Source organism: Bacillus sp. PAMC28748, assembly GCF_014250415.1.
Classification (GTDB): domain Bacteria; phylum Bacillota; class Bacilli; order Bacillales; family Bacillaceae; genus Bacillus; species Bacillus licheniformis.
Genome location: NZ_CP060192.1, coordinates 1778685 through 1791333, shown reverse-complemented (window position 1 = coordinate 1791333; position 12649 = coordinate 1778685). Strand labels below are relative to the sequence as shown.

Annotated in this window: 10 protein-coding genes, 7 tRNA genes and 1 pseudogene; 6 read left to right on the top strand and 12 right to left on the bottom strand. The window is 44.1% G+C overall.

Annotated elements, in window-relative coordinates; genetic code table 11:
- Nucleotides 1–51: 51 nt before the first annotated feature.
- Nucleotides 52–1038 (top strand): zinc-dependent alcohol dehydrogenase family protein, encoded by a 987-nt coding sequence (locus H7F26_RS09095; RefSeq protein ID WP_009330118.1) that lies wholly within the window; start codon nt 52–54, stop codon nt 1036–1038.
- A gap of 255 nt (nt 1039–1293) precedes the next feature.
- Here the strand turns inward: H7F26_RS09095 and cspC are convergent, their stop codons facing one another.
- Complete coding sequence (cspC, locus tag H7F26_RS09090) at nt 1294–1497, bottom strand: cold shock protein CspC (RefSeq protein ID WP_003179166.1); 204 nt, start codon at nt 1495–1497, stop codon at nt 1294–1296.
- A gap of 598 nt (nt 1498–2095) precedes the next feature.
- On the opposite strand from cspC, the gene H7F26_RS09085 reads away from it, so the two are divergent.
- From H7F26_RS09085 to H7F26_RS09075, 3 genes are all read left to right on the top strand, one after another.
- The gene (locus H7F26_RS09085; protein WP_003179161.1) at nt 2096–3124 is read left to right on the top strand and encodes a Delta(5) desaturase DesA; all 1029 of its coding nucleotides are present in this window, start codon (nt 2096–2098) and stop codon (nt 3122–3124) included.
- A 631-nt stretch (nt 3125–3755) separates the two neighbouring features.
- Nucleotides 3756–4001 carry a helix-turn-helix transcriptional regulator gene (locus H7F26_RS09080; protein WP_016885180.1) on the top strand — a complete coding sequence of 82 codons (246 nt, stop codon included), beginning with the start codon at nt 3756–3758 and terminating at the stop codon, nt 3999–4001.
- A complete protein-coding gene (locus H7F26_RS09075) occupies nt 3991–4341 on the top strand; it encodes a hypothetical protein (RefSeq protein WP_011197573.1) in 351 nt (116 codons plus the stop codon). The genes H7F26_RS09080 and H7F26_RS09075 overlap by 11 nt, the downstream gene beginning before the upstream one ends.
- Nucleotides 4342–4582: 241 nt before the next feature.
- Here H7F26_RS09075 and H7F26_RS21915 read toward each other — a convergent pair.
- From H7F26_RS21915 to H7F26_RS09035, 9 genes and pseudogenes are all read right to left on the bottom strand, one after another.
- A pseudogene (locus H7F26_RS21915) lies at nt 4583–4666 on the bottom strand (hypothetical protein); the annotation flags it as partial.
- Nucleotides 4667–4730: 64 nt separating this feature from the next.
- A tRNA-Leu gene (locus H7F26_RS09070) sits at nt 4731–4813 on the bottom strand.
- A 20-nt stretch (nt 4814–4833) separates the two neighbouring features.
- A tRNA-Leu gene (locus H7F26_RS09065) sits at nt 4834–4916 on the bottom strand.
- Between the two features lie 12 nt (nt 4917–4928).
- Nucleotides 4929–5004, bottom strand: a tRNA-Lys gene (locus H7F26_RS09060).
- An 8-nt stretch (nt 5005–5012) separates the two neighbouring features.
- A tRNA-Gln gene (locus H7F26_RS09055) sits at nt 5013–5087 on the bottom strand.
- 12 nt (nt 5088–5099) lie between these two features.
- Nucleotides 5100–5171, bottom strand: a tRNA-Glu gene (locus H7F26_RS09050).
- A gap of 28 nt (nt 5172–5199) precedes the next feature.
- Nucleotides 5200–5290 (bottom strand) — tRNA-Ser (locus H7F26_RS09045).
- A 2-nt stretch (nt 5291–5292) separates the two neighbouring features.
- A tRNA-Asn gene (locus H7F26_RS09040) sits at nt 5293–5367 on the bottom strand.
- A gap of 116 nt (nt 5368–5483) precedes the next feature.
- Nucleotides 5484–5945, bottom strand: a complete 462-nt coding sequence (locus tag H7F26_RS09035) for a SprT family protein (protein WP_003179155.1) — start codon at nt 5943–5945, stop codon at nt 5484–5486.
- Nucleotides 5946–6056: 111 nt separating this feature from the next.
- Here H7F26_RS09035 and cmpA point away from each other — a divergent pair, with 111 nt between their 5' ends.
- Nucleotides 6057–6167 (top strand): cortex morphogenetic protein CmpA, encoded by a 111-nt coding sequence (gene cmpA, locus H7F26_RS09030; RefSeq protein ID WP_003179153.1) that lies wholly within the window; start codon nt 6057–6059, stop codon nt 6165–6167.
- Between the two features lie 167 nt (nt 6168–6334).
- Here the strand turns inward: cmpA and H7F26_RS09025 are convergent, their stop codons facing one another.
- Nucleotides 6335–9454: an MMPL family transporter gene (locus H7F26_RS09025; protein ID WP_145721976.1), complete on the bottom strand. Its 3120-nt coding sequence runs from the start codon at nt 9452–9454 to the stop codon at nt 6335–6337.
- A gap of 356 nt (nt 9455–9810) precedes the next feature.
- Between H7F26_RS09025 and H7F26_RS09020 the strand changes: the two genes are divergently transcribed.
- On the top strand, nt 9811–10368 hold the full coding sequence (locus H7F26_RS09020; RefSeq protein ID WP_003179149.1) for a TetR/AcrR family transcriptional regulator: 558 nt from the start codon (nt 9811–9813) through the stop codon (nt 10366–10368).
- A 49-nt stretch (nt 10369–10417) separates the two neighbouring features.
- Here H7F26_RS09020 and H7F26_RS09015 read toward each other — a convergent pair whose 3' ends face one another.
- The gene (locus tag H7F26_RS09015; protein WP_011197570.1) at nt 10418–12580 is read right to left on the bottom strand and encodes a Tex family protein; all 2163 of its coding nucleotides are present in this window, start codon (nt 12578–12580) and stop codon (nt 10418–10420) included.
- Nucleotides 12581–12649: the final 69 nt, after the last annotated feature.

Sequence of the window (12649 nt, the reverse complement as noted above, 5' to 3'; positions counted from 1 at the left end):
AAGTGCAACTTTATTTATAGAAGTATTAACCTAAGGAGCCAATAACAAATCATGAATAATGTTTCATTAATATATAAGGAATTCGGTGATCCGCTTCAAAAATTACAGCTACATGCCGGAGAAAAGCTTCCTCTTCAGCCAAATGAAATTCTTGTCAAAATGATTGCCAGTCCAATTAATCCATCAGATTTGCTTCCAATTAGAGGAGCCTATTCTCATAGAATTAAGCTGCCGGCTGTTGCAGGATATGATGGTGTGGGGATTGTCATAGATCAGGGCAAAGATGTATCACCATCATTGATTGGAAAAAGGGTCCTCCCTGTAAGAGGAGAGGGAACTTGGCAACAATATGTAACCACAAAAGCTGATTATGCTATAGAACTGCCTCCATCAATAAGTGATAACGACGCCAGTCAACTGTATATTAATCCATTAACAGCCTGGCTAATTTGTACGGAATCATTGCGTGTTCAGCCGAATGAAATTGTTTTAATGAATGGCGGAGGTACATCTATTGCAGGTTTGTTTGCGCAAATTTCCAAAATACTGGGATTCCGTTTAATTGTCATGACAAGAAACAGCCGCAAGATAGAAAAACTTCAAAAACTCGGGGCATGGAGAGCCATCGACGCTTCCAAAGGTTCTATATATGAAAAGATTTCTGATGGTTGCGACATCGGTGTTGACCATGCAATTGACTCTGTGGGAGGAGAAAGCGGCGAACTGCTGGCGAGGGCATTAAAACCTGAAGGGACGTTTGTCAGTTATGGTCTATTGTCAGGTATACCAAACGATTGGCGAAAGCTACACGATGTATACCATGTGTCACCGCAATTATTCGCCTTAAGACTTTGGAATGAGAGACATTCTGTTTCTGAATACCGCAATCGCTTCTCGGAGGTGATTAAGCTTGTTGAGAGCGGAAGAATGGTCATCAATGCCCCAGAAAAAATATATGATTTTGAAGATTTTTATGATGCCTTGAAGCATTATGAACAGCCGGGTTTGAATGGAAAAATACTGTTGAACTTTGCATGAAGGAGATGTAACCAAAAAGAAAGAATGAGAAGTAGTTGTATTCGAAAAGAAAAATAAATAATTTATATACATTCCGCATATTGTCAATCCAGTATGTTATACTGTAAACAACCTTTTAAGCTTGAAATCTTCTTTTTATTGCTTTGCACCATCTCCCTACTCGAACGTTGAGTAGGTTTTTTTATTAAGCATTATACAGAGAACATAAAAAAACAGGCTCTACATAGAGAGCCTGTTTGTATAAACGATTGAAAATTAAGCAGTTTTTTGAACGTTAGCAGCTTGAGCTCCGCGAGGACCTTGCTCAACGTCAAATGTTACTTTTTGACCTTCGTCTAATGATTTGAATCCGTCGCTTTGGATTGCAGAAAAGTGTACGAATACATCGTCTCCATTTTCACGTTCGATAAATCCAAAACCTTTTTCTGCATTAAACCATTTAACTGTACCTTGTTCCATTTTTGTTGCCTCCTAGTGCGTTACCGCACATTGTATTACTATCCTTGCCCAAAGTATCATCAAGACGAAAAGTCAATATTCATACTATCCTTTACACCGAACAAAAATAATTCTTCTTTATCATAACAGGAAACGGAAATAATTGCAATTCCTATTATTGTTTTATTCATGGCATTATTTCTTAAACGCGTGGATATCAGTGCAGAAGCGATAGGCGTCAATCATTCCGCATAAAATTTACAACATGTCTTAGAGGGCTAAGAACTATGGTTTGAAAACACCGTGAAAATGAATCACGAGTGTCTTCAAACCTTTTTCTTTGCTAAAATTGATTTTCTTTAAAAAGCTCTGCTGTTTCTTGTTCATCATGTTTGTTAGTTAAACAATCAATGTTCACGGTCTAAAAAAAAACAATTCCCATAGGGAAGCAGGGAGAGAGTTTGGCCCGATAAAGAGCCGGGTATAATTTTCATAAAATTGAGCTGGAAATCAGTTTCGAGTTTCCAATAAAGAGGGCTAAGAACGATACTTATATGATGTATGACGCTTGGACTAACGTAAACTTAGAAACTCATCAGGGAAGGGGAAACTTTTAAAAATGAATGACCAAAATCTAAAGACTTTGAGAAAACTAGTTACACCTTATGAAAAGTCCGATTTACAAAAAAGCATTTACCAAATCATTAACACATTGATACCATTTTTCCTGTTATGGTGTTTAGCATATAAGAGCTTGTCGATTTCTTATTTCCTTACATTAGCGATTTCTATCGTTGCGGCAGGTTTTTTAGTGAGAACCTTCATCATCTTTCATGATTGCTGCCACTATTCCTTTTTTAAGAACAAAAAGGCGAATCGAATCCTTGGAACAATCACAGGAATTCTAACTTTGCATCCTTTTGATCATTGGGGACGCGACCATTCTATCCACCATGCGACAAGCAGCAACCTGGACAAACGAGGTACAGGCGATATTTGGTTGCTGACCGTTGAAGAATATAAGGAAGCCTCAACTAAGACAAAAATAATGTACCGTTTATACAGAAATCCGTTTGTTATGTTTATGATTGGGCCGATTTACGTCTTCGGGATTACCAATCGTTTTAATCGTAAAGGGGCAAAACGCAAAGAACGGATGAATACGTATGTAACGAACTTGGGAATCGCCGCTTTGACAGCACTTTTATGCTGGGCTATTGGCTGGCAAAACTTCCTGCTGGTTCAGGCGCCAATTTTTATGATATCGGGATCTCTCGGAATTTGGATGTTTTATATTCAGCATACGTTTGAGGATTCTTATTTTGAAGAAGATGAGCATTGGGAATATGTAAAAGCAGCAGTTGAAGGAAGCTCTTTTTATAAGCTTCCAAAAGTCATGCAATGGCTAACAGGCAATATCGGTTTCCATCATGTTCATCATTTAAGCCCGAGAGTCCCAAACTATAAGCTTGAAGAAGTGCATAACAACATTGAACCATTGCAAAACGTTCCAACCATTACACTGGCAACAAGTCTTAAGTCGTTAAAGTTCCGACTATGGGATGAAGAAAGCAAAAAATTTGTTGGTTTTAGCCACTTAAAAAAAGCTTCTAAAAGCCAAGTATCAGCGCAACTAAGAACGGATTAAATAAACTTCCCATAATCGATGATAATAGGCAGTGTATCTTGAGAATAAAAGTGCAGACTCGCACAACGGTTTTGTGCAGAGGTCAGCACTTTTTTAGTGCCAAATATACTTGCAGACTTGGACAATGCTGTACATTTTTTGCCGATTTTCCGCAAAAAAATAATACCAAAGGCAATTAAAACTTTGGTATTATTTGGTGTTAAACCGAGAGACCTGAACCTCCCACGGGGGTGGCCCTCAATAAAGTGAAAGCTTATCATGGTTTATGAAAGCTTATTTTCATTGCATCTATTTAATCGATTACACAAAATTTGATTGTTTTTTATTAATTATGGAGTAAGCTTTTCAGTAAAGCTTATCAAAGTTGATTTTCTAGTGAATATTATCACCCGACCGCACCATTCTTACCGGTCTTTGCCCCACCGAAAACCATAAAATGCCCCATTAAAAACCATGAATTACACCAGAGCAAAATGTGAACCTGACGGAACAAGAATTTCGTCAGGTTCTTTCTGCAATTTGGCTCTTGTTATATCAAAGTAACCTAAACAAAAATAAAATTATTTTATCCTTTTGTATAAGTTTACTTTACTTTTATAAAAAGTAAGTTTATAATTTGATTCAAGAGGTGATGGTCGTGAAGAAAGACTTTGGTGATTCGATATCAAATAAGGTTTATGAATATCGTGTACTTGCCAGAATGTCTCAGCAAGAATTAGCGGAGAAAGTCGGGGTTTCCAAACAAACCATTTTCGTAATGGAAAAAGGAAATTATGTTCCGACTCTGCTGTTGGCTTTTCGAATTGCTGAATTTTTTAATGTTGATGTAAACGAAATTTTTACTTATGTGAAAGGAAATGATCAAAATGATAAGTAAGTTTTTCTCAGGTATCCATAACACAATTTTTTCCCCTTTAAGGTCCTGGGCTGAACAATCTCCGGGAAATTGGAATATTCTCATCGTTGTTGGTTTTTTATTGGTTTATGGTAGCGGGATTTTGGTCTATGTATTTTATAAAAAGCTTGGAAAAGACGACGAACGGACAAATAAAATCTATTTGAAAAGTAGTTCCTATATGCTGTTGGTCATTATTCTATGTGACATGATTTTTCCTAAAGATGATATGTGGACCATCTTTTTCTTGTACAAATATGCGCTGGCATTTTTAGCTGCTGGGATTTACCTATCCGTCCAATATAAAAAGGATTTTTCATAAGAAAGGCCGGGGAGTGATTCTCAGCCATGGGCGGAGGATTAGACAATACCTCCTTACAGACTGATGATAATCACCCCCCTTAAGCCAGAGATTGCTGAATTCCTATTTTAAGAAGCCACCAACCTCGTATTGAATGATGATTGGCGGCTTTTTTATAAGCGGTGGTGCAACTTATGATATTCAGTGGTGGATTACACGATATTGGATGGCGCAAAAGATGGTTAGCGTGGCGCAATCGGTCGATAATATTCACTTGGTCAAAAACAACTTCCTCACGGGCGTACTTTTCAATTACAGCCCTAAATCGTTCGATTTCCGGTGCAATCTAATTCGTGGGAAGTAGACATAAAAAAACACCAAGGGCGTCAAAACCCTTGGTATCTCTGGTATGCGGCCGAGAGGACTTGAACCTCCACGGGGTTGCCCCCACTAGGCCCTCAACCTAGCGCGTCTGCCATTCCGCCACGACCGCATGATATGTTGTTTTTTAAGTGCGGGTGAAGGGACTCGAACCCCCACGCCGTAAAGACACTAGATCCTAAGTCTAGCGCGTCTGCCAATTCCGCCACACCCGCGTGAAAAAACAATGGTGAGCCATGAAGGACTCGAACCTTCGACCCTCTGATTAAAAGTCAGATGCTCTACCAACTGAGCTAATGGCTCAAATATAATGGCTGGGCTAGCTGGATTCGAACCAACGCATGACGGAGTCAAAGTCCGTTGCCTTACCGCTTGGCTATAGCCCAACATATGAGAAATGACCCGTACGGGATTCGAACCCGTGTTACCGCCGTGAAAGGGCGGTGTCTTAACCACTTGACCAACGGGCCATATGAAGTCAGCATCATATTTTCCTAATGGCGGAGAAGGAGGGATTTGAACCCTCGCGCCGCTTACGCGACCTACACCCTTAGCAGGGGCGCCTCTTCAGCCACTTGAGTACTTCTCCATTGGCTCCACAGGCAGGATTCGAACCTGCGACCGATCGGTTAACAGCCGATAGCTCTACCACTGAGCTACTGTGGAATGATCAGACTCATTTTATTATAAATATGTCGACAAAATGTGTCAAGAAGAACAATTTGTCTTTGTGGCTCGTCTTGCGACGGCTTTTATAATTTATCATAGACAAGCCTGATCAGTCAACCCTTTTTTATGATTTCTTTTATTTTCCCTCCGCACTTGCCGCAAACGTAACGGCTTGTATCCATTTTCCGCTTTCGGAGAAACGTTTGTCCGCATGCTTCACACTTGTATGTGCGTACTTTTCTTTGCGGCTTTTTCTCTTTTTCGAGCGGCGTGCAGAACCGCGGCGCACCGACTTCCTTTAATAGCGTTCTAAAATCCTTGTCGCGGTGCTTGTAGCCTTTTCCTTCAAGATGGAGGTGGTAATGGCACAATTCATGCTTGATGATGCCTTCAAGCTCTTTTTGCCCGTGTTCTGTCAGGTATTTTTTATTCAGCTCGATATTGTGGGAATTCAGCAAATACCTGCCTCCTGTCGTTTTCAGGCGGCTGTTGAAGTAAGCGCGGTGCCGGAACGGTTTTTTAAAGTATGTGAGCGAAAGCTGTTCTGTCAGCTGCTGCAGTTGTTGTTCATCCATTGCTTGGGTCCACCTCATTTTTAAAAACATTGAACAGGACAAATTCCGGGCGGCATAAACTAATACACGACACCCATACTCTTATGATAAGAGCCTGAGGAGGGATGAGCAATGCCGAATTGGCTCAAAAACCAGATGCAGAGAGCTTTTTATGAAAAAGATCATTACCAGATTAAATTGCTGAATCAGTGCTGGTATTTTTACAGAAAAAAACACTGCTGATGAGCAGTGTTCATCCGAGTCCGAATGGAATTTTCTTCTGTTTCCTCATCATCTTCACCGGTCCTTTTATCATCTCACACAATGGCGCCCGTTACTCCCCAAATGGAGCTGACCGCCCGATTTCGGGGAGCATGGGCGAATGGTTCTTCTGCGGATGGACGAGCCGTTTATTCTTTTCTTTTAAACGGAAACCAGTTGGCTGAGCCGAAGATCCGAACCATTACAGGGACGAACAGCGGCAGCATGACGAATGCATACAGCAAAAGACCCGTCAGCACAAGGGTGGCGATTTGCAGAAGCGATAAAACGCCGGACGGCAGCATCGCCGCGAAGGTTCCCGCCAAGATGACAGCGGCTGAAATAATAACCGATCCCATATTTTTCATCGATTCCGTCATCGCCGTCTTAATATCCGTTCCCCGGTATTCGTTAAACCGTTCCATCAGGAAGATCGAATAGTCCACACCAAGCGCCATTAAAATCACAAAGCCAAAGAAAGGCACCGCCCAGTTGAGGCCGGGATAGCCGAAAAACGCCGTGAAAATAAATTCGGTTACACCGATGGATGCAAAGTACGTCAAGACCAGCGATCCGACCAAATACACCGGCATGACGATTGAACGGAACAGCAGGACGAGGATCAGGAAGATTCCGATCATCATATAGATCACCGTGTTGCTGAAGTCCTGGTCTGACAGCTGCTTCAAATCGGCGTTGATGCTGGAAACGCCGCCGACGCCAAACGATGCATCGTGCAAATGCGTGTCGGGAAGAGCCCGTTTTACTGATGCTTCAATGTCTTTGACCTTGGCAATCGCTCCGTTTCCATACGGATTGTCTTCCAATATCACATCGATCGTCGTGATATGGCGGTCGTCTGACATATAGGAATTAAACACCTGCTGAAATTGCTTGTTTTTCAGCACTTCTTTAGGGACAAACCAGCCGGACATTTCTTGATCCGATGCGTTTTTCAGCTGATCCAGGTAGTCGCCTGCTCCCATCAGACCGCTTGAAATTTTTTCGAGGCCGTCCACGCTTGAATTCAGCCCTTTTGTTAATTGATCGAGCTGGCCGGCGAATTCTCCGACTTTTTCCTTCATCTGCTTTTGGCCTTCAGCGACCTCACCTGCGCCTGATTCGAGCTTAGGCAGCGAATCGGCGAGCTGTCCCTGCCCCTTCGATGTCTCTTCAAGCCCTTTTTCGATTTGGCCGAGGCCGTTTATCAGAGCATCGATTTTGCTTGTGTACACTTTTTGCTCTTCCTGCGCTTTTGCGATAAATGCATCTGCTGCTTCAAGCTGCTTTTTCGCGTTTGCCGCCTGCTTCGTGTAAACGGCCGCTTTCTGTGATCCCTGCTTGATTGCCGATGCAAGCTCTGTGTAAGAGCCTTTGATCGCCAAATAAGAAGGATTCTCCTTCACTTCGGGAATTTCGCTTTCAAGATTTTTGAAATTTTGATTTGTCTGCTCAATCATCTTTTGCACGTCAGCCGTTATGCCTTGGGCATTTTCGGCTTGAGACAATGCCGCTTTTAAGATTTTCGATATTTCTTTGTAGGTTTCGATTTGTCCATTTAATTGATCGACTTGCGCCGTCAGCTGTTTTTTCGCAGTTTGGATTTCTTTTTTCGCCTGGGCGACGCCTTGTTTGCTTTGGTCTGTTCCTTCCTTCAGCTTTCTCATGTTGGCTTCAACGTCGCTGATTCCGGCTTGGATCGATTCGGTTCCTTTGATCAGCTGGTTGATTCCTTTTCCGGACGCTTCGATTTGCGGCTTTTGATCCGCGATTGACTTGCTCGCTACTGCAAGCCCGTCTTTAATCTTTTTCAGACCTTTATTGCCGCTTTCAAGGCCTTTATTCAGCTCGTTCGCCTGTGTTTTGACGTACAGGTCGCTCAGCCCTTTTCCGACCGGCCGGGTCGCACTGCGAACTTTGCTGACGCCGTTTGTCTGTTCAATGGCGCGGCTGATTTTTTCAATCGCGATCAGCCCGTCATTGGTATCGAGCGCATCCGATGTTTTGAGCACGACCGTGACCGGCAAAGATTCTCCCGGCCCGAACTTGTCGGAAATGGTGTTAAATGCGCTGACGGATTCGTATTGATCTCCGATTTCGTCAAGGCTGTTGTAGGAAAGCGTTCCTTTATACATCAAGATCGGCGGCACGGCCACGGCCGCTACGATCAACAGGCTGATCAGCGGCTTACTGAAAGCGAAACGGCCGGCGGTTTCCCATAGCTTTGACTGCGGGTGCCCGATATTTCCTCTGACAGGCCAAAACAGCACTTTCCCCAAAACAGCCATGAAAAACGGCACGATCGACAGAAGCGCCAAAATCAAGACCGCGACACCCACCGCTACTGCGACCGCAGACTTGTAAAGCTGGAATTCGGCAAAGCCGATGCAAGTAAAACCGATCAAAACGGCGATTCCGCTGAACAGAACGGTTCTCCCCGCCGTTTTATACGTTGTCAGAATGGCTTCGATCTTGTCTTTCCCGCGGGCGATCTCTTCCTTAAAACGGCTTAAAAGAAGAATGCAGTAATCCGTGCCGATTCCGAACATGATCGCCACCATAAAGATTTGCGTAAACGTGGACAGCGGAAAATCAGCGTATTTGACTAGATAGGCGACGACGGACTGGCTCACAAGGTATGAAAGCGCGACCGCCAAAAGCGGAACAAAAGGCGCAACCGCAGAACGGAATACGAGAATCAGCACGATTAAAATAAAACCGACCGTGATATATTCGGTCTTCTTCAAGCCTTCCTGCGAGCTTGTCATGACATCATCATCGATGAGCGGCTGCCCGGTCATCTCGTAGTCAAGTTTTAAAGTTTTAAGCTTTTCATTGACCTTTGCTTTAAATTCGGCCGCACTGATTTTGTTTGCATCAAATGTGACAGGCACGAGCAGCGTCGTTCGATCCTTTGACAACAGCTGCTTTTGAATATCCTCATCCGCGTTAAAGTACGATGTAATATCTGAGACGTGAAGGGAGGAATCCTTCTCTAAAGTGGTGATCGCTTTTTTTAAAGCCGCCTCCCGATTCGGCAGGAGGTGTTTGTCCTGAAATACGACGACAACCGATTTGTTCGTATCCCCGTCTTTTGACATTTGTTCGAGAAGCTTGTTCGCATAAGAAGACGGATAGCCTTCAGGAACCGCTATCTGGCCCTTCTCCTTTGTTAATTGCCCCATATCGGGCGCCGTGATGAATAAGACGGCGGCCATTGCAATCCAGAGCGCCGCAATGATCCATCTCGCCTTTATAATCGTTCTCATTGATGTTTTATTCCTCCTCTATGAACTTTGCAGGTAGATTGATTTCTTTGTATTTTAAGAAAGTCGGCAGAAAAAGCCGCCTGCTAGCCTTGTCCTTGCTGTTTTTCATTACTTCACCACTTTATTCGCAAAAGTGAAAGATCATTCATTTTACAGGAAAACAGCTGAAACCGCTTGATTAACTTATCGGCTGATAGGCCATTGATATTTGAAGGTTTTAAAAAATAAACACCTATTGATTAATAAACACATGTTCATTATAATTTGGGGCAAATGGGGTGTTCAATCGGCAATTGGGGTTGAGATGTTCAATAATGAACAACATACGTAAATTTGTTTATAAACGGAGGTCACCGATGGAGGACAGAAGGTCAATTAAAACAAAAAGAGCGATAAAAGAGGCTTTTTTAAAGCTGCTCCATGAGAAAGAAATCAATAAAATTACCGTTTCCGATTTATCGAGGCGCGCTGATTTAGGGCGCGGGACTTTTTATCTTCATTATCGGGATGTTTTTGATTTGTATGAACAAATCGAGAATGAGTTGTTTGATCAGCTGGGGAAATTTTACGATGATTATTTTCCAAGCGAAGATCCGCACCATCTGCTCACCTTCATCGAAAAAACGACTGAATATATTTATCAAAACGCTGCAATCTTCACTTTATTGACGAAACCGAAAGGAAACATTTTGACCATCAATAAATTTAAAGATTTTTTCAAGCAGAAGATTTTCGAAGAATTGAGCATGATGCAGCAATCAGGTAATGAGATGGCATGCGATGAAATGGAAATTACATTTCTAGTATCCGGAGCGGTCGGCATTTTTGAAGAGTGGATCAACGGCGGCATGGTTCAGACGCCGGCACATATTGCAGGCGTCGTCCACCGCATCCTGTTGAAAATCGCGATGTAAAAGATAAGCCCGCCGGAAAATAAAGCTTCCGGCGGGCTGACTTCAAGTCCTATCGATCTTTTACCATCGATAAGGAGACCCTTCCTTTTGCAGCGTCGACATCTTCCACCCATACGGTGACGATGTCCCCGACCGACACAACGTCGAGCGGATGCTTGACGAAGGAATGGCTGAGCTTGGAAATGTGGACGAGCCCGTCCTGTTTCACGCCGATGTCGACAAACGCCCCGAAGTCAACGACGTTCCGCACTGTCCCCTGAAGTTCCATCCCCTCTTTTAAGTCCTCCAATTGAAGCACATCGGTTTTTAAGAGCGGTTTAGGGACTTCATCCCTCGGATCGCGCTCAGGCCTCGTCAGCTGGGCGCAAATGTCTTTCAGGGTGATTTCCCCGATCCCCAGCTGTTCAGCTGCTTCGGAAATATTCAGTTCGTTGATTTTGTCCTGAAGCTCTTTTGTGCCGATTTGGGCTGTTGAAAGGCCCAGCTTTTTCAGGAGCTCTCTCGTCTCTTTATAGCTCTCCGGGTGGATGCCTGTCCGGTCGAGCGGTTCATCGCCGTCAGGCACCCTTAAAAAGCCGATGCATTGCTCATACGTTTTCGCGCCCAGGCGCGGAATGTCTTTCAGCTCTTTCCGGCTCGTGAATTTTCCGATCTCATCCCGTTTTTTGACGATGTTGGCCGCGACTGTTTTCGATAGTCCGGCCACATATTGCAAGAGCGCGGCTGATGCAGTATTCACGTTGACGCCGACCTGGTTGACGACGGTTTCCACGACAAAGCGGAGCGAATCGTTTAGTTTTTTCTGGCTGACATCGTGCTGGTACTGGCCGACCCCGACCGACTTGGGATCGATTTTGACGAGTTCGGCGAGCGGGTCTTGGAGTCTGCGTGCGATCGACACGGCGCTCCGTTCTTCAACCTGCAGATCGGGGAATTCTTCCCTCGCAAGCTCTGATGCCGAATAGACGCTGGCTCCCGCTTCATTGACGATCAGATAGTACACCTTTCTGTCGATGTCCTTCAAGAGATCGGCGATAAACTGTTCCGTCTCTCTTGATGCCGTTCCGTTCCCGATTGCGATGACCTCGATTTGAAAGTCTTCGATGATGCGTTTTACTTTTTCGATGGCGGCGCTTTTCTTATTGACGGGAGGGTGCGGGTATATGACGTCGATCTTGAGCATCTTTCCCGTCTCATCCACGACTGCCAGCTTGCAGCCTGTGCGGAATGCCGGGTCGACGCCGAGAACGAGCTTTCCTTTCATCGGCGGCTGCAGCAGCAGCTTGCGCAGATTTTCGGCAAATATGTGAATCGCTTGGTCTTCCGCCTTTTCCGTCAATTCTTTTCTGATTTCCCTCTCGATTGACGGCTGAATCAGGCGCTTATAGCCGTCTTCGATCGCGCTTTTCAGGACATCTTGAGCACTTGTTTGCTTTTGTTGTAAAATCCGTTTTTCCAAGTAAGCTTGGATGCGGTCTGCCGGCGGCTCGACCGACGCTCTCAAAATCTCCTCTTTTTCGCCGCGGTTAACTGCGAGTACGCGATGAGGAACGATTTTTTGAATCGGCTCTTCGTATTCATAATACATTTCATAGATTTTCTTCTCATCCGCTTCGGCATCTTTTGCCGCGGACTTCAGCGTTCCTCTTTTAAAAGTCTCCTGCCTGATCCACTTCCTGTATTCCGGTTCGTCTGAGATCCGTTCAGCCAGTATGTTCTTTGCTCCTTCAAGCGCTTCTTCGGCGCTCATGACTTCCTTTTCTTCATTTATGTACTTGCGGGCTTCGGCTGCTACATCTTCATTACGCGGGAGCGAGATGATGAAATCAGCCAAAGGTTCAAGCCCTTTGCTTTTGGCGATCGTCGCCTTGGTTTTTCGTTTTTGTTTAAACGGTCTGTATAAGTCTTCAACTTCCTGGAGCTTGTCCGCTTTTTCTATATCCAGCTTCAGCTGTCCGGTCAGCTTGCCCTGTTCATCGATCAGCCTGATGACTTCGTCTTTCCGCTGATTTAAATGCTGAATGTATCCCCAGCGTTCGGAGATAGTTTGTATTTGGACTTCATCCATGGAGCCCGTTTGTTCTTTTCGGTATCTCGCAATAAAGGGGACGGTGTTGCCGTCCTCTAATAATTGAATGACACTCTCGACATGCTTTGGCGCAAGCCCCGTTTCTTTTGCGATTTGTTTGACGATTGACGCTAAAGTATCCATTGTAGCCTCCAAAAGAATGTTGTCTTCTTAGTGTACCAAAAGAAACGGAAAAACACCTATATCAAAGGG

What these genes read in the sequence shown, in the direction of transcription:
- H7F26_RS09095 (WP_009330118.1), top strand. Translation starts at nt 52, where the DNA reads ATGAATAATGTTTCATTAATATATAAGGAATTCGGTGATCCGCTTCAA.
- cspC (WP_003179166.1), bottom strand. Translation starts at nt 1,497, where the DNA reads ATGGAACAAGGTACAGTTAAATGGTTTAATGCAGAAAAAGGTTTTGGA.
- H7F26_RS09085 (WP_003179161.1), top strand. Translation starts at nt 2,096, where the DNA reads ATGAATGACCAAAATCTAAAGACTTTGAGAAAACTAGTTACACCTTAT.
- H7F26_RS09080 (WP_016885180.1), top strand. Translation starts at nt 3,756, where the DNA reads ATGGTCGTGAAGAAAGACTTTGGTGATTCGATATCAAATAAGGTTTAT.
- H7F26_RS09075 (WP_011197573.1), top strand. Translation starts at nt 3,991, where the DNA reads ATGATAAGTAAGTTTTTCTCAGGTATCCATAACACAATTTTTTCCCCT.
- H7F26_RS09035 (WP_003179155.1), bottom strand. Translation starts at nt 5,945, where the DNA reads ATGGATGAACAACAACTGCAGCAGCTGACAGAACAGCTTTCGCTCACA.
- cmpA (WP_003179153.1), top strand. Translation starts at nt 6,057, where the DNA reads ATGCCGAATTGGCTCAAAAACCAGATGCAGAGAGCTTTTTATGAAAAA.
- H7F26_RS09025 (WP_145721976.1), bottom strand. Translation starts at nt 9,454, where the DNA reads ATGAGAACGATTATAAAGGCGAGATGGATCATTGCGGCGCTCTGGATT.
- H7F26_RS09020 (WP_003179149.1), top strand. Translation starts at nt 9,811, where the DNA reads ATGGAGGACAGAAGGTCAATTAAAACAAAAAGAGCGATAAAAGAGGCT.
- H7F26_RS09015 (WP_011197570.1), bottom strand. Translation starts at nt 12,580, where the DNA reads ATGGATACTTTAGCGTCAATCGTCAAACAAATCGCAAAAGAAACGGGG.